Raw genomic sequence first — 16816 nt, 5'->3', positions numbered from 1 at the left:
ATCCAAAATTCAAGGTGAAAACGATGGAAGATATTTCTGGCTTTGGGTCAGTCATTGACCTTAAGGCGACTAAAACATTCCCGTCAGGCTTTTCTATTACTCAGTTTGCTGATGACGCTGACCCATTCGATGTGCCAAGCATCCAGATCGCAGACAAAGGAATGGGCGTAAATGGTGATCTGGTTGTCTGGAGCAAACCAGCCGCAATCACTGTGGCCGTTAACGTTGTACCTGGCGGGGAAGATGATAAAAATCTGGCCACCCTTCTCGATGCCAACCGGGTATCAAAAGGAAAGAACAGCGTTCGGGACGTTATCACTATGACGCAGGTTTATCCTGATGGTTCAACCATCACACTTAGCAAAGGGAAGATCACCGATGGCATGCCTGTTAAAAGCATTTCCAGTGCTGGTCGTCTGAAAACTCCTTCTTATTTATTCGTCTTTGAAAACGTTACCCGGAGCAATTCATGATTGAGCCAAAAGAAATCACCATAGTAAGTGGTGATGGTACCGAGTACACCTTTACTATCCACAAATTCCCTGCAATTGAAGGCCGGGAAATCGTCTGCAAATACCCTATCTCGGCTATCCCAAAAGTTGGGGATTACAGCGCCAACGAAGAAACCATGATTAAACTCATGGCTTATGTAGGCGTGAACACTGGCGACCAGTTAATCATGCTTAAAACCAAAGCCCTGATTAACAACCACGTACCCGACTGGGAAATTCTGGCCAAGATTGAAATGGCAGTCATGGAGTACAACGTGAGTTTTTTCGCCAAAGGGCGGAGCTGGATTTCCTCAGGAACTTTAAAAGCGAAAGCCCTAGCGTTGACTTCAGAAATCTTGACGGCTTTATCGGAACTATCATCGCCGAAGGAAAAGCCACGCTCCAAGAAATGAAAACTATCTACAGCCTTGAAGATGCTTTCTTGTTGTGGGAGTCCATCGTTGTACCTAAATACAACGAGTACCTTTCCATGAAGTATCAACAACAACTCAACGGACGTTAATTATGAGCGGCATTCTCGAAACCTTCCTGCTCCTTTTTGAATCTGATGCCGATGACGTAAGGCGTGGAACCGATGAGGCTAACAATTCAGCCGAACAACTCGACGAAACGCTTCAACAAATCGATGAAGACACAAAAAAAATCAACGCATCAACAGACACCATGATAAAGATGGCTCTCGGTGCGCTGGGAGCCTTTCTTTCTGTTGGCGCGGCACTATCAAGCATTAACGCCAGTGCAGAGCTTGCTGATGGCTTAGGGAAAGCCGCTGACGCCATTGGTGAAAATGTTGAAGACCTTCACGCATGGGCTGAGACCGTAGCGCGTTCGGGAGGAACTGTAGAAGGATTTATTGGTACCTTAAAAAACTTCAACACCTCTGTTGTTGCGTTGGCAACAACCGGAAAAGGACAGCTTGAACCTTTCTTCAAACAACTTGGGATCTCGGCAAAGGACTCAAACGGAAAAATAAAAGGCACTCTCCAACTTCTTCCTGAACTGGCGGATAAGTTTGCAAAAATGGACAGCGCTAAATCTGCAGGTCTTGGCCAAAAGCTGGGGCTTGACCCTGGCACTATCGCCCTTCTTCAAAGTGGACGAAGAGCAACAGAGGACGCTATTCGCAGGCAAAAGGAGTTCGGCGTTGTTACCAAAGAACAGGCTGAAATAGCCGGGAAGTATAACGACACGGTTGATGATACAAAGCAAATTATGCAATCCCTATCCATGTCATTTGCTACGTCAGTACTGCCAGCGCTGACAAAAGGATTCGAGTGGCTACAGATAGGCTTGCTGTGGGTTAAAGACAATCAGCGGTTTATCATCACCTTCTTCAGTGCCATTGCTGCAGTCGTTACCGCAATATACTTACCGGCCATGCTATCCGCTGCTGCAGCAACTATTGCGGCAACCTGGCCAATCCTGGCTATCATCGCAGCATGCGCCCTTCTTGCTCTCGTTATCGATGATGTTATCGCCTTCATTAATGGTGAAAACTCGGCTCTCGGCGAACTTATCAAGCAGTATCCGCTGCTGGGTGAAGCCATTGATTTTGTCGTTAGCCAATTTAGGGTGATGATTCGTACTGGCCAGGCTGTTATTCAATTCTTCAAAGACCTCTGGAATGATCCTGAGAATGCAGTCAAAAACTTTAGCAACACGCTCGGTAAAATTTGGGATGATTTTCTTGCCAGCAATCCACGCCTTCAGGCGGCAATGAAATCAATAACAGATGCCTTTTCTAAAGTCGGTGATGCAATCAAGGGCATTTGGGATTCGGTCAAGCAATATTTTATCGATATGCTAAACGGGTTGCTAGGACCATTAAACAGCCTACTTACACGCCTTGGGAAAGAAAAAATAGAGTTTGGTGGTACATCACCTACCAACGAGTCAGGAAAACCAATCTCCAACGCCGATGCATTATCACGCCTGCAGGATGGCGTAGCAAAAGGCCAATCGATGATATCCCAGGCTTCTAATAACCCACTGGCAGCGCAGTCCTCCAACAGCATTGCCAACAGCCAAAGCCAGCAGGTATCAAAAACTATCAGTGTCAATACTGGTGATATCAACGTATCAACTCAGGCAACAGATCCAATGGGCGTGGCGAACGCCACCCGGGATATGTTAATGAGTAGCTTTGGCCAAGGTATCGACCAAATGGACGACGGAGTAGCGGGATGAGTCTATTACCATTATCCGGATTAAGTACCACCACAACCTCTATCGGTCTTGTGGCCATCTATAACAAAAGCTTTCGCAAGCTTTTTGATGATGCCATTCCAATGAAAGCCACCGTAAAAGAAACATCAAAGCTGATGAGTCACCCACTTGAAAACGGGGCTGACATTTCCGATCACCGCGTCATATTACAGACCGAGATTGAGATCGATATGTTGCTGCAGGGTGGACAGTACCGGAGTGTCTACCAGCAGATTAAACAGGCGTTTCTTACCGGAGAAAAGCTGACTGTAACAACTAAAACAGACACCTACAACGACATGATTATTGAATCAATGCCGCACGAAGAAACGTCTGAATTTTACGATGCTATTCCGCTATTCCTGAAACTCAAAGAGGCTCAGTTTGTTACGCCTCAATACGAAGAGGCTCCAATCTCTCAGCCATCTAATAAATCTGATGGCAAGACAAAGGATCGCGGACAACAGCAGCCTAACGATGCAACCAAAGAAGAGGAGGAAAAAGGCTCTACTATTTACAAGGCGGGGAAGAAAGCGAAAAAGAAAATTGAGGATATTTTTAAATGAAGAAAATCAACCTGGCAGTAACACCAAACCAATCTTTCAGCATTCTTCTTGATGGCCATAACTACGAAATCACACTGAAAGAAACTCGCGGAGTTATGTCATGTACCATCATTCGTGATGAAATCACGATCCTTTCCGGTTGCCGTATCGTCGCCGGGTATCCACTAATTCCGTATGAATACCTTGAGACAGGAAACTTTATTTTCCTGACCGACAATGATGAGCTGCCAAATTGGGAGAAATTCAGCACACAGACTCTGCTCTATGCATCTCAGGCTGAATTGGAGGTAATTACAAATGTCTGAACTTGATCCACGCGTGGTCATAGTCGGTATTGAAACTAACGGGATGATAAAGAAGTATGAAGGGTTGCACATTGTTGCTCGTGGTACCAAGTTCGGAAACGCCAACCAGAACGAATGTGAAATCAAAATAGCTAACCTTGACAAAGATACCCGCGATTACCTAATCACCGAAACCTCGCCGTTTAATAAGAACAAATCACCGAAACGCATTTATCTGTATGTTGGCCGGCAGTCCACTGGCGCACGATTATTTTACGTTGGAGATATTACCCGTGCCACCCCGACACAGCCGCCAGACATTGAACTATCAATCAAGGCAATGACTGGAAACCACCAGAAAGGCTCTGTGATTGCACGGAATCATTCAGCCAAAACACCACTCTCAGAGATAGCCAGCCAAGTGGCCGGTGACCTCAATATGAAGCTGGTGTTTGAAGCTACCGACAAGAACATCGGAAACTATTCGTTCACCGGCTCGGCATTACGACAAGTTGAAAAACTGGCTGATACCGGAAACCTAAACGTCTACATCGATGATGACAAGATCGTCGTGAAAGACTACGGCGTCCCGATGAAAAACTCAGTCAGAGTGCTCAATCTTGAAACCGGTCTGGTGGGAATACCTGAACTAACCGACGTCGGTATCAAAGTGAAATACCTCATTGACCAGGCAACATCGGTCGGTGGATTACTCCGCGTTGAAAGCAAATTAAATCCAGCAGCGAACGGCAATTACACTATTCACAAACTCTCGTTTGAGATAGCCAGCCGTGACACTCCCTTCTATTTTATTGCAGAGGCTACCCGAGCATGAGTGAACAAGCAAAGCCCTCAAGGGACCCCGCAAATGACGGCAGTATGGTAGGAATGCTTCAACAGGTCTTCGATAAATTACTGCAGAAGATCGATGATATGTTACCAGCGGTTGTCATGTCATATGACCGAGATTCAAATATGGCCACCGTCCACCCGCTGGTATCTGTCGTTACCACTGAAGGTGAGCCAGTATCAAGGGCACAGCTTACCAGTGTACCGGCAATGCAGTTCGGCGGTGGCGGGTTTGTGCTCAACTTTCCATTAAAGGCTGGTGATCTTGGATGGATTAAAGCCAACGACCGTGATATCTCGCTCTACTTACAAAGCTTTGGTGAGTCTATGCCAAATACAAAGCGAAAGCATAGCTTTGAAGATGGCGTTTTTATTCCAAATGTTCTGCGTGATTTTATTATAAACGCAGAGGATAAAGAGAATGCGGTACTCCAGTCCCTCGATGGATCAGTCCGTATTTCTCTGTTTCCTGACAAAATCAAACTCACCGCAGCAACAGTTGAAGTTGACGGCAATTTTAAAGTAACCGGTACTTCTGAACTTGCTGGCCAAGTTACAGCAACCGCAGGCGCAACTATAGCGGGAATTGAATTCCGAACTCATAAGCATACTGGTGTTGATACTGGTACTGGTACCTCCGGAGGGCCAACATCATGACAACCACCCTATCGGTAAATAGCAATAACGATATCTTTATTGCTAATAATGGACGATTGGCCATATCAAATGATCTCGCCGCTGTCATGACAATTGCAGAGCAAGCAGTAAAAGCCCAGGCCGGAGAAATGATCTACGCGACAGATAAAGGTATGCCCACTTTGTCACTCATCTGGACAGGAACACCAAACTTACAGATGTATGAAGGATATCTTCGCTCAACGCTTATGAGCGTTAAAGGGGTAAGCAAGGTTCTCAGTGTATCAATGGGGATACAAGACGGAACGCTGTCTTACTCGGCGCAAATAGAAACCATCTACGGGAGCGAGATACTCAATGGAGAATTATAAGTATATCGATTCTACCGGTGTCATTATTCCCGATACTGGAGACATAAAAACAGAAGTTCAGAATGAGTTCCGGGCAGTATTTGGCGATGACTTAGACGTAAGTGATAGCACTCCTCAGGGCTTGCTAATTGCTGCAGAAACCAATGCCAGAGCAAACGTTGTAAGAAATAACGCAGCGCTGGCCAACCAGATCAACCCCAACATATCAGGTGGGATTTTTCTTGATGCTATCTGGTCACTGACTGGGGGAGAACGAGACAAAGCTACTCGCTCACAAGTCATGGCTACTCTTATCGGTTCGCCAGGCACAAACATTCGTGCCAGAGTTCGAGCAAGAACAACTGCAGGTGATACCTTCGAATCAGTCTCATCAGCCAAAATCGATAACACCGGAAAGGTAAACGTTCTCTTCCAGTCTCTTGAGTTTGGCCCGGTGCCCTGTGGAACTGGATCATTAACTGAAATCGTAACTTCTGACGCTATTCTTGGATGGGATGGCATAACAAACGATTCACCTGCAGTCATAGGGACGCTTTCACAATCTGACCTGTCAGTCAGAAACCTACGAAGAAGAACCCTTGCACTGCAAGCTGTCAGCATGCCAGAGGCCATTATATCCAGGCTTTATACTGTCGATGGAGTTCGTAGTCTGTCGTTTCGTGAAAACATTAGCAACCAAACCCAAACCATCGACGGGATCGAAATGAAACCACATTCGATTTTTGTTTGTGTATACGGAGGAACTGACGACGATGTGGCCAGAACATTACTCAACACAAAATCTGGAGGATGCGCATATAACGGAAATACTAACGTAAGCGTCGTTGAGCCAATCAGCGGCCAAACTTACGAAGTAACATTTGAGCGCCCGGAGATTATCAATCTGCTGATAAAAGTATATATCCGAAAGGGATCGCTAAACACCACAGGTATAACCACGCAGGCACAAACAGCGATCATGATGTATGCCAACGGAGAAATTGAGGGCGAATCAGGCTTCGCTGTTGGTGAGGATATATCCCCCTTCGAAATAGCTGGCGGGGTGAATGAAGTTTATCCTGAACTGTTCGTCTCAAAGGTAGAAATAGCTAAGGAAAGCGATGGCGTTTTCTCTACTAACGAGATCCCGATCGCTCTCGATGAAGTCGCAGCAATCACCATCAGTGCGATAACAGTCATTATTCAATAGGGGTAAGCAATGCGTATTCAGGAGTTCGACTTTTCAGTCGACCTGATGCGTGTACTTTTATGGGAATATAACGATGCCGAGAACCTACAGGCATTGCTGCAGAAAAAACAAAACTGGTACAACGGAAATCAAACCACGTTCTGGAATGACTGGTATACCAACGTTTTCAATCTCAATACCGCCAATGCTTTTGGGTTATCGGTATGGGCAATCATTCTAAATATTCCCCTTTCTGTCACACCATCAGATCAACCATCACAGCACATATTCGGTCTTGGCCAATATAACGAAAACTTTAACAACGGTACCTTTCAATCCATTGATTCAGAGCAAATCACTCTCTCAGAGGAACAAACCAGGCTCCTTTTAAAGCTCCGTTACTACCAACTGACCTCACGCGGAACAATCCCTGAAATGAACCATATTATTGCCGATATTTTTGGTGATACAGGCGGTGGCTATGCCTCAGACAGTTACGACATGAACTTAGTCACGATCTTTCTTAACTCAACAATTAGCCAGCAATACAGATTCGTTCTGGAAAAGTTCGATATCTTTCCCCGACCTGCTGGTGTTGGTATCCAATTTAAGAGAGCAATCACCGGAAATGTGTGGGGGTTAGGCAGCGAGCGCGAAAACTTCGGACACGGTAATCTGTACAGAGGTAATGATTAAATGAAATACATCAATACGCCATTTGCACTATCAGGCGACAAAAAAGAGATACCAGACACCGAGGCTGGAACTGTTACCGGAGAAGTGAACTTCGACAAAGGATATGGTCCGGATTATGAAAAAGACCTGGCAACATCTGCAGACGCAAAAGTAATTGAGCGTGACTATCTTAACTATCTTTTCTACCTACTAACAAGTGAGTTGCAACGCTATCAACGCAACGGCGTTCCGGATTATGTGTCTGCAGCGGATAACGGTGGAAGCGCTGTGGCATACCCACTAGCGGCAATGGTTAGATATGATGCTGGTAGCGGGGTTGATATCTATTACTCAATAAAAAACAACAATACTTCAACACCTAGCGATACAGCAGCGTGGAAACGGCTACCTTATAAAAATCTGACAGAATTTGGAAGCGGTTTGATATCCTCTAATGACGCTCCTGCCGCAAGATCGTTGCTTGGTTTGGGGGATGCATCAACCAAAAACATTGGGCAATTATCGGGTAACGTTATGTCTGTGGGGGCCTTTGGTCTTGGGGCTATCCCTCCAGAAACCAATAGCATTGCTGGCCAGACGGGTTTTACTCAAGGGTTGGGCTTAAACGGCATTGATAACCATAATACATATATCTATATCCCCCATACAGATACACGTTATTCAACAACTCTTGCTATTTGTTTTTCTGGTTCAACGTTTGGGCGAGTTTTGGCAAAAGTTACCGACACAACAAGAACTGTTTACGTTACGATGCGGACAGATTTAAATACAACTGTTGATTCCAATGGTTTTATCAAACAAGCCTCGCCTGTTGTGAAACTTTTCGGCAATGGGAGCAACGAAGTTAACGACGAAGCTAAAGGGGTACTCACCTCCCGGATATCGGAGGGGGTATATATAGTATCGGGTGCAGCTATGGGGTTTAATTCTGATACTGCATGGCATATTGAAATACCGTGTGACGAGAATAAGCAGCCGCTCATATGGGTTGATTACGTTGTGGAAGGTTCCGGCGATATCGTTATCAAATCTTATCATCGCACACACCCTGCCTCCCCAAATTTTGCTCAAAACATCAAGACGGGCGTTAACGATGGTGATCCTATTGATATCCCTAAAGGGCGCTGGGTAGACCTGCGCGTTCAAACCTACCCTGTATCTGATTAAAAGGAAATTAGGCATGCGATATATAAAAACACCTTTCGCTAACTCCGGTGACAAAATTGCAGTACCCGTTCAGCAGCAGTCGTCAGGTCTGGTGAGTATGGAAGCTGGATATACCTATGACTATGAACGCGACAAAGATACTGACCCTGATGCCAAACCCATCGAACGGCAAAAAATGAACTACCTTCTAAATCTGGTAATGGAGTGCATCCAGCAGTATCAGCAAAATGGAGTTCCGGATTATATTCAGCCTGAAGATAATGGTGGGGTAGCATTTTCATACTCTGTCTATGCGAGAGTACGCTATACAGACGGTGAAATTTATCAATCAATGAAAGATAACAACACCGATCTACCAACAGTGAAGCCCTCATGGCGTCTTGATCGAGGAGTGGATTATGACCAAATCTATCCAATCGGGATCGCTATTTTCTTTGCTTCTAATATAGATCCTAACACCGCATTCCCTGGCACTGAGTGGAGATATACCGGAGAAAATAAAACAGTTCGGCTTGCAAAATACGACGGTTCCGATGTTTCAACAACGGGAGGCTCAGACTCTGTGGCATTAAGCACTACAAACTTACCTTCTCATAACCACAGTTTTTCAGCCGGTACCACGGCATTTGATTACGGCACAAGAGCAGTAAGCTCATTTGACCACGGAACTAAGGCCACCAATACAACAGGTAATCATACTCACCCTATAGCTGGTGGATACTGTACGCTACAGGGAGGCTCTGCCAGTTGGGTGGATGGTCACTTCATGACAAATCTATTTCACAGTACCGATGCTTCTGGAATGCACAGTCATACCGTTGGTATCGGAGCGCATAACCATACAGTTGGTATAGGGGCGCATTCTCACAGTGTATCCGGCACAACTTCCAGTGCGGGATCTGGTTCAGCATTCTCAGTGACAAACTCGTACATTAAACTAATGTGCTGGTACCGCTCCGCATAAACTGAATTTTTATTCAAAATCATTTCCTAACATGACAGGTTTAAACTCACATAACCCCGGGCTTCTTCGTGGTTTTCGTCCTGTTCATGTTAGGAACTATCTCTGTAACCATTTGATATTTAACAATCATGAAAGGGATTTAAAATCCCTCGGCGGCAACGCCGTGCGAGTTCAAGTCTCGCCCCGGGCACCATTTCAAATTTGATCTTCCCTGCTCTCTTCATTCCATTACTAATCTCAAATAAAAAGCTCAAAAAAAGAGCCTGAATATATCAGACTCTCTTAGCCATTCTATCCGCGTTTTAATGGCCGGATAACGTTATCCAGCCCTTCTATCTTTAACGCTAACGTCAGTTCCATCAATTGCCCTAATGAACCCGCAGGAAAACCCTTTTTAGAAAACCATAATAGATACTCATCGGGTAAATCGACCAACATCCTACCCTTATATTTACCAAACGGCATTGGCGTATTAGCAATCTGAAGCAAATGCTCTTTCTCTATCATTCCATCAATATCCTGTTTATCCGTCATGCACCAAGTAAGCGAATCATCTCCGCCTCATCGATCACCGGAATATCCAACTCTTGAGCTTTAGCCAGTTTTGAACCTGCAGCTTCACCAGCAATCACCATATCGGTTTTTTTAGATACGCTACCGCTAACCTTTGCCCCCAAAGCAATTAGCCGGGCTTTAGCATCATCCCTGGACATTTGACTAAGAGAACCGGTAAGCACCACGGTTTTTCCTGCAAAGGGGCTGTCTATTTCCTCAGGGATAATCACTATCGGCGCAGGCCAATGTATACTAATTTCCGGGCCAGTTAATTCGCTGATGATTTTCTGGTTATGCTCTTCCCGCAGGAAATTAAAGGTATGTTTAGCCACAACCTCGCCAACATCCTGCACCGTTTTAAGCGTCTCCATATCCGCAGCTTGTAAAGCCTCAAGAGAACCAAAATGGCTGGCAAGATTCGCAGCAGTCGTTTCCCCAACTTCGCGGATACCTAAAGCAAACAGAAAACGGGCAAAAGTGGTATTTTTGGATTTTTCCAGCGCCTCAACCAAATTTTGAGCAGACTTTGGTCCCATACGTTCAAGACGACTCAAAATACCAATTGATAAGCGATATAAATCGGCAGGTGTATGGACATACTCTTTATCCACTAACTGCTCAATGATCTTATCTCCCATCCCTTCCACATCCATGGCCCGACGAGATACGAAATGCTTTAGCGCCTCTTTTCTTTGTGCAGCACAAACCAGACCTCCACTACAACGAGCAACAGCTTCCCCTTCTATCTTTTCAATACTCGAACCACAGACGGGACACTCGGTCGGAAAAACGATTTCTTTTGCATCTGAGGGGCGCTCTGAGGCGATAACCCCCACTACCTGAGGAATCACATCACCGGCACGACGAATTACCACCTTATCGCCAATACAAAGCCCTAAACGAGCAATTTCATCAGCATTATGTAACGTGGCATTACTAACAGTAACGCCAGCAACGGTAACCGGCTCCAGACGAGCAACCGGAGTTATTGCACCGGTACGTCCAACCTGAAACTCAACATCACGCAATACCGTCATCTGTTCCTGAGCAGGAAATTTAAATGCCGTTGCCCAACGGGGCGCTTTCGCCACAAACCCCAACTCTTCCTGCAGGGCTAAATCATCCACCTTGATAACAACACCATCAATATCAAAACCAAGGTTAGGACGCTGTTCCTGAACATGATGATAAAAATCCAGTACCTGCTGACTACCTTTGCATAACCGTATACGATCGCTGACAGGCAATCCCCAACGCTTAAATTGCATCAGACGTTCCCAGTGACTATCGGGAAGCTCCCCACCATCAATCAGACCAACACCATAACAAAAGAAAGTTAGTGGCCTTTTAGCAGTAATACGCGGATCCAACTGTCTCAGAGACCCTGCTGCGGCGTTGCGTGGGTTAGCAAATACTTTTTCATGATTACGCCGGGCATGCTCATTTAGTTGTTCAAAACCAGATTGAGGCATAAAGACTTCTCCGCGAACCTCAAGGCGGCGTGGAATATTTTCGCCAGTCAGGCGCAAAGGAATAGCACCAATTGTGCGCACATTTGAGGTGATGTTTTCTCCGGTCGTACCATCACCCCGGGTGGCACCCTGCACCAAACGACCGTCTTCATACAATAAGCTAACGGCCAGGCCATCCAGCTTAAGTTCACAACAAAACGTTATCTCTTCATCACTCTTTAAACGGTCATGCAGACGTTTATCAAAAGCTAAATAGCTATGTTCATCAAAAACATTATCCAGCGATAGCATGGGAACTTCATGAATGACCTGCTCAAACGCAGACAAAGGAGCGGCCCCAACCCGTTGTGTTGGTGAATCATCGGTTATCCACTCAGGATGAGCAGTTTCAATATCACGCAACTCTCGCATCAAACGATCGTATTCAGCATCAGGAATTTCTGGTGCATCAAGAACATGGTACAGATATTCGTGATGACGCAGTTGTTCACAGAGTTCAATTAAACGTTGCTTAAGGGATTCCATAACTCACTCACTGATAATGATAAAAAACCCCCGGCTGGCGGAGGTTTTTTGGATAAACAGATAATTAACTGACAGCCCTATTCATTCTTACTTAGGCATATTCTCAAGTACTTCTCTGATTTGGGCTTTATAAGTTTCAAGCTTTTGCGGAGTTATCATGTGGCGGGCATCATCTAAAACCACACCACCAACATCATCAGCAATACGCTGCGCTGACTGAAGCATCAGCTTAAAGTTCTGATGAGCATTACCATAAGATGGCACCATCATAAACATCGAAATACCTGGCGTTAAAAAATCAGCCATATTTTCCGGATCAAACGAACCCGGTTTTACCATGTTCGCCAGACTAAACAACACCGGACCGCTTCCCGCAGGATCAACATGGCGATGGAAGATACCCATCGCACCAAATTTAAATCCTGCATGCAAAATACTTTGTAGCAATACATCGCCAGCAATACTACCGCCGTTCAGTGCAGAAACATGTAATACAATAACCAGCTCCTGTGGTTTATCAGTCAGCTGAGCTTTTGTTTCTTCCTGTACCTGCTCCGAAGCAGTAATAACCTCAACCATATCTTGTTCTGCTGGCTCAGGCTCTTTTGGGAAAGCAAGAACATCATCAAAGGACATCTGAATTGGCGAAACTTCATCATCCTCAGGTTCCAGCTCCAGCTTAGACTCTGGTTGTTTTAACTCATTAGATACTAATGAGAACTCTGGCAGTGGTTCACTTTCTACAACCGGTTCCTGGGCAGATAACGGATCGGTTCGGGATACTGAAACTGGACGAACACGAACCTCTCCAACCCCCTCTTCTAAAGAATCAAAGGGTTTTGAGTTTTCTTGTGTTATTCCACGCTTCAGTGGTTTATCCCGAAAAATTGACGAGCGCTCTCTACGGCTGATCCATAAACCGTGTATTAACAACGCTAAAATTGCTATAGCTCCAACAACTATCAATACTAGACGCAAATTCTGCATCATCGCTATCTCTGCTCTTCTAATACATGCCACCGCGGCAAACATTCACCCTACTAATCTATTTGTCCGCGTATCCAAGTGCAAGCCTGTGCTTGATTATATTATCGATAAATACACTTTTTTTACTTTTTTGCTTACTTTTTGGTCTTCACAAAGTTCGCAATGTATTTATCATAGAATATGATAACCTGATTTGCGTTTATAACTGGAACTTTTAATGCATGACAATACAATCTAATCAATATGGGCAAACCGCTAAAAGTGGTTTTCACTATATCACACAAGGCTTTAAGCTTGTTACTCTTCCTGGTATCAAACGCTTTGTTATTCTCCCTCTATTAATCAATATTTTGTTAATCGGTGGGGCGTTCTGGTGGTTATACAATCAGTTAGGTGAGTGGATCCCCACTATCATGAGCTATGTTCCGAACTGGCTACAGTGGCTGAGTTATTTACTCTGGCCTGTGGCAGTGCTCACAATTCTGCTCATTTTTGGTTATATCTTTAGTACTATTGCCAACTGGATCGCTGCACCATTTAACGGTCTGCTGGCAGAAAAGCTTGAAGCAAAGCTAACGGGCAAGCTGCTACCTGATACCAGCATTATTAAAGACATTCCACGTATAATGAAGCGGGAATGGCTAAAACTGGTCTATTACCTGCCCCGTGCTCTACTGTTGTTAATTCTTTATTTCATCCCAGGCGTTGGCCAAATATTATTTCCGGTTTTGTGGTTTTTATTCAGTGCATGGATGCTTTCTATCCAGTACAACGACTACCCTTTCGATAACCACAAAATCAGTTTTAGAGATATGAAACTAACGTTGAGTCAGGAAAAAGTCCGCAATATCCAGTTTGGCGCAATTGTCAGCCTGTTTACTATGATACCGTTTCTTAACTTATTTATTATGCCGGTTGCCGTGTGTGGTGCGACGGCGATGTGGGTTGAGAGGTATCGGGGGAAGTTGGTTGGGGATTGAATCTATATAAAGGCCATATAATATTTTATGGCCTCAGATTTACTTGCGAAAGTACTATTGGAGAAGTAGGGAGAGTATTAGTTCCGTCTTTTGTTTCATTAATTCTATATTCCCTCTAGATTCAACATTCAAGCGTACTACGGGTTCAGTATTTGAAGTACGTAAATTAAAACGCCACTCTTCGAATTCAAGGCTAATACCATCAGTTTCATCAAGATGTAAAGCCTCATTCTCAAAAGCTGCTCGTATAATAGAAATACTCTTTCCAGGATCACTCAGCTTACAGTTGATCTCACCCGATGCAGGATAGGCTAACATTCGTTCGCAAACCAATTCCCCTAATGTTTTTCTTTTTACACAGAGAAGTTCAGTCACTAGTAACCAAGGTATCATTCCACTATCGCAATATGCAAAATCACGAAAATAGTGATGAGCACTCATTTCACCACCATAAACCGCATCCTCTGTCCGCATTTTTTCTTTAATGAAAGCATGCCCTGTTTTGGACAGAACCGGTATTCCCCCAGCCTTATATACAGTATCAATAGTATTCCAAGTTAACCGTGGGTCATGGATTATTTTAGCCCCTGAGTTTTTTTGTAAGAATGCCTCGGCTAATAATCCAACAATATAATATCCTTCAATAAAAGAACCGTTTTCATCAAAAAAAAAGCAACGGTCAAAATCACCATCAAACGCTATCCCCATATCGGCATTATATTTTAAAATAGCATTTGTTGTATCTTGGCGACATTCCGGTAACAATGGATTAGGAATACCATTAGGAAACTCACCATCAGCTTCATGATGAATCTTAATAATATCAATTGGTATAGACAATCTTTGGAAACATAACTCAATTGCATCAATTACGTGTCCTGCAGCGCCATTTCCTGAATTAATGACCAATCTCTTTGATACAAAATTCTCCGGATTAAAATACAAACTAAGATGCTTAATATAAGCATCCAAAATTGATATTTTATTATAGCTACCTCGACAATCATCTTTGACAGGTAAAAATTGATTTCTCTCAGCCAGCCTTTGAATATCACGCAATCCTGAGTCACCACTAATTGGACGAGCACCAGCTTTAACTAATTTCATTCCATTGTAATCCAAAGGATTATGACTAGCGGTCACCTCAATCCCACCATCAATACCAAGATGAAATGTAGCAAAATAGATTTCTTCCGTACCACTTAAACCTATATCAAGAACATTGCATCCTGAATCTCTCAACCCTTCAGCTAATGCTGATTTTAAAGATTCGCTGGTTAAACGAACATCACCACCAACAACCACTGTCTGGGGATTTAAATATTCACCATAAGCCCTCCCAATGCGATAAGCAATATCTTCATTTAATTCATCTCCCAAACGACCGCGTATATCATAAGCTTTAAAACACGATAAATTACTCATAAAAACTCTCGATTAAATATAACTTATTTAAATTAGGAACGCCCATATCTATCATCAAAACGAACGATATCATCCTCTCCTAAATAAGCCCCTGATTGAACTTCAATAAGTTCTAATGGTATTTTTCCTGGATTCTCTAATGCATGTATTGTTCCTAAAGGGATATAAATAGATTGGTTTTCAGTCAATAATTGTATTTTATCCCCAAGGTAAACATTCGCTGTGCCTGAAACCACAATCCAATGTTCTGCGCGATGATGATGCATTTGAATTGATAATTTTTCTCCTGAGTTGACAGTTATTCTTTTTACCTGATAACGTTTTCCTGAATCAATAGCATCATATTTCCCCCAAGGTCTATAAACCTCTCGATGAATACGATATTCATTTCTTTCTAATATTTTCAATTGCTCAACAATTTTTTTTACATCTTGAACACTGTCTTTATCAGCAACTAACACTGCATCTTTAGTTTGAACGACTATCGTATTATTAACCCCAACAGTAGTAACCAATCCTGTTTCTGCATATACATAATTATTAGAGCTTTCATAAGACAGTACATCACCTTTATGAACATTAAAGTTATCGTCTTTTATTGAGATATCCCATAAAGAGGACCAAGAACCAATGTCACTCCAACCAGCATCCATAGGCACAACTACAGCATCTTCTGTTTTCTCCATTACGGCATAATCAATTGAATCACTAGGACAGGAATTAAAAATATCTTTATTTATACGAATAAAATCATTGTCACAATTTATTTCAGACAAAGCATCCTGACAGCACATTAGAATCTTTGGACTAAACTTGCCGAGTTCCTCGATATAGCGGCTAGCCTTAAACAAAAACATGCCACTATTCCAATAATAGTCACCACTTGAAACATATTTTTCCGCCGTCTTAAAATCAGGCTTCTCAACAAATCTTTTGACAAAAAAGCCATTATCAGATGCGGCACCACCTTGTTGAATATAGCCATAACCTGTTTCAGCATAATGGGCCAATATACCAAAGGTTACAAGCTTATTATCTTCAGCCAACGAGATAGCATTATTTATTGCTGAAACAAAAGCAATCTCATCTTTAATTAGGTGGTCAGCAGAAAGAATTAATAATAAAGGGTCATCACCATGAGATAATGCATATAATGCAGCTAATGCAATTGCAGGTGCAGTATTTCTGCCAAAAGGCTCTAAAATAATATTTTTATCTAATTTATTTAATTGTCGCAATTGTTCGGCAGCAATGAATCTATGTTCCTCGTTACAAACGATCAGAGGTTTAGTACTATCGCTTATATCATTCAATCTTGCCACAGTTGACTGTAACATAGTAAGTTCACTATCCAACTTCAGAAATTGCTTTGGATAAAGCTCTCTTGAAAGAGGCCAAAGTCGACTACCCGTCCCACCTGCAATTATAATGGGTTGTAACATTTTCATTCACCT

General features: G+C 43.4%; 18 protein-coding genes. 13 read left to right on the top strand and 5 right to left on the bottom strand.

The genetic code is table 11. The features are described from left to right. Positions 1-23 precede the first annotated feature (23 nt). From LPW36_RS01960 to LPW36_RS01905, 12 genes are all read left to right on the top strand, one after another. On the top strand, positions 24-473 hold the full coding sequence (locus LPW36_RS01960) for a phage tail fiber protein (RefSeq protein ID WP_230607818.1): 450 nt from the start codon (positions 24-26) through the stop codon (positions 471-473). Further along, positions 470-904, top strand: coding sequence for a hypothetical protein (locus tag LPW36_RS01955; RefSeq protein WP_230607817.1), 435 nt, complete (start codon positions 470-472; stop codon positions 902-904). Before LPW36_RS01960 ends, LPW36_RS01955 begins: the two co-directional genes overlap by 4 nt. A gap of 112 nt (positions 905-1016) precedes the next feature. After that, a complete protein-coding gene (locus LPW36_RS01950; protein ID WP_230607816.1) occupies positions 1017-2699 on the top strand; it encodes a phage tail tape measure protein in 1683 nt (560 codons plus the stop codon). Continuing rightward, positions 2696-3283, top strand: coding sequence for a phage baseplate protein (locus LPW36_RS01945; RefSeq protein ID WP_230607815.1), 588 nt, complete (start codon positions 2696-2698; stop codon positions 3281-3283). The genes LPW36_RS01950 and LPW36_RS01945 overlap by 4 nt, the downstream gene beginning before the upstream one ends. Beyond that, positions 3280-3588, top strand: a complete 309-nt coding sequence (locus LPW36_RS01940; protein ID WP_230607814.1) for a phage baseplate plug family protein — start codon at positions 3280-3282, stop codon at positions 3586-3588. Before LPW36_RS01945 ends, LPW36_RS01940 begins: the two co-directional genes overlap by 4 nt. Further along, complete coding sequence (locus LPW36_RS01935) at positions 3581-4402, top strand: baseplate hub protein (protein ID WP_230607813.1); 822 nt, start codon at positions 3581-3583, stop codon at positions 4400-4402. The genes LPW36_RS01940 and LPW36_RS01935 overlap by 8 nt, the downstream gene beginning before the upstream one ends. After that, a complete protein-coding gene (locus LPW36_RS01930; protein ID WP_230607812.1) occupies positions 4399-5073 on the top strand; it encodes a Gp138 family membrane-puncturing spike protein in 675 nt (224 codons plus the stop codon). The genes LPW36_RS01935 and LPW36_RS01930 overlap by 4 nt, the downstream gene beginning before the upstream one ends. Next, on the top strand, positions 5070-5423 hold the full coding sequence (locus LPW36_RS01925; protein ID WP_230607811.1) for a hypothetical protein: 354 nt from the start codon (positions 5070-5072) through the stop codon (positions 5421-5423). The genes LPW36_RS01930 and LPW36_RS01925 overlap by 4 nt, the downstream gene beginning before the upstream one ends. Then, positions 5410-6612, top strand: a complete 1203-nt coding sequence (locus LPW36_RS01920) for a baseplate J/gp47 family protein (protein WP_230607810.1) — start codon at positions 5410-5412, stop codon at positions 6610-6612. Before LPW36_RS01925 ends, LPW36_RS01920 begins: the two co-directional genes overlap by 14 nt. A 9-nt stretch (positions 6613-6621) precedes the next feature. Continuing rightward, positions 6622-7287 (top strand): baseplate wedge 1 family protein, encoded by a 666-nt coding sequence (locus LPW36_RS01915; protein ID WP_230607809.1) that lies wholly within the window; start codon positions 6622-6624, stop codon positions 7285-7287. Then, positions 7288-8454: a phage tail fiber protein gene (locus LPW36_RS01910; RefSeq protein ID WP_230607808.1), complete on the top strand. Its 1167-nt coding sequence runs from the start codon at positions 7288-7290 to the stop codon at positions 8452-8454. It abuts the gene before it with no gap. 13 nt (positions 8455-8467) lie between these two features. Beyond that, a complete protein-coding gene (locus LPW36_RS01905) occupies positions 8468-9418 on the top strand; it encodes a phage baseplate protein (RefSeq protein ID WP_230607807.1) in 951 nt (316 codons plus the stop codon). Between the two features lie 291 nt (positions 9419-9709). Here the strand turns inward: LPW36_RS01905 and LPW36_RS01900 are convergent, their stop codons facing one another. The 3 genes from LPW36_RS01900 to zipA form a co-directional block, all read right to left on the bottom strand. After that, entirely contained in the window at positions 9710-9925 is a 216-nt protein-coding gene (locus tag LPW36_RS01900; RefSeq protein ID WP_230607873.1) for a DUF3820 family protein, read from the bottom strand. 23 nt (positions 9926-9948) lie between these two features. Further along, positions 9949-11970, bottom strand: a complete 2022-nt coding sequence (gene ligA / locus LPW36_RS01895; RefSeq protein ID WP_230607806.1) for an NAD-dependent DNA ligase LigA — start codon at positions 11968-11970, stop codon at positions 9949-9951. A gap of 87 nt (positions 11971-12057) precedes the next feature. Further along, on the bottom strand, positions 12058-12960 hold the full coding sequence (gene zipA / locus LPW36_RS01890; protein WP_230607805.1) for a cell division protein ZipA: 903 nt from the start codon (positions 12958-12960) through the stop codon (positions 12058-12060). 218 nt (positions 12961-13178) lie between these two features. Here zipA and cysZ point away from each other — a divergent pair, with 218 nt between their 5' ends. Further along, positions 13179-13937, top strand: coding sequence for a sulfate transporter CysZ (gene cysZ, locus LPW36_RS01885; RefSeq protein WP_230607804.1), 759 nt, complete (start codon positions 13179-13181; stop codon positions 13935-13937). A 54-nt stretch (positions 13938-13991) separates the two neighbouring features. On the opposite strand, the gene cpsG is transcribed toward cysZ, so the two are convergent. After that, positions 13992-15362: a phosphomannomutase CpsG gene (gene cpsG / locus LPW36_RS01880; RefSeq protein ID WP_230607803.1), complete on the bottom strand. Its 1371-nt coding sequence runs from the start codon at positions 15360-15362 to the stop codon at positions 13992-13994. Between the two features lie 32 nt (positions 15363-15394). After that, on the bottom strand, positions 15395-16810 hold the full coding sequence (locus LPW36_RS01875; RefSeq protein WP_230607802.1) for a mannose-1-phosphate guanylyltransferase/mannose-6-phosphate isomerase: 1416 nt from the start codon (positions 16808-16810) through the stop codon (positions 15395-15397). Positions 16811-16816: the final 6 nt, after the last annotated feature.

It is taken from the genome of Limnobaculum eriocheiris, from assembly GCF_021010575.1.
GTDB lineage: Bacteria > Pseudomonadota > Gammaproteobacteria > Enterobacterales > Enterobacteriaceae > Limnobaculum > Limnobaculum eriocheiris.
Note: the sequence above shows the minus strand (reverse complement) of the source record. Positions and strands in the feature narration are given on the sequence as shown.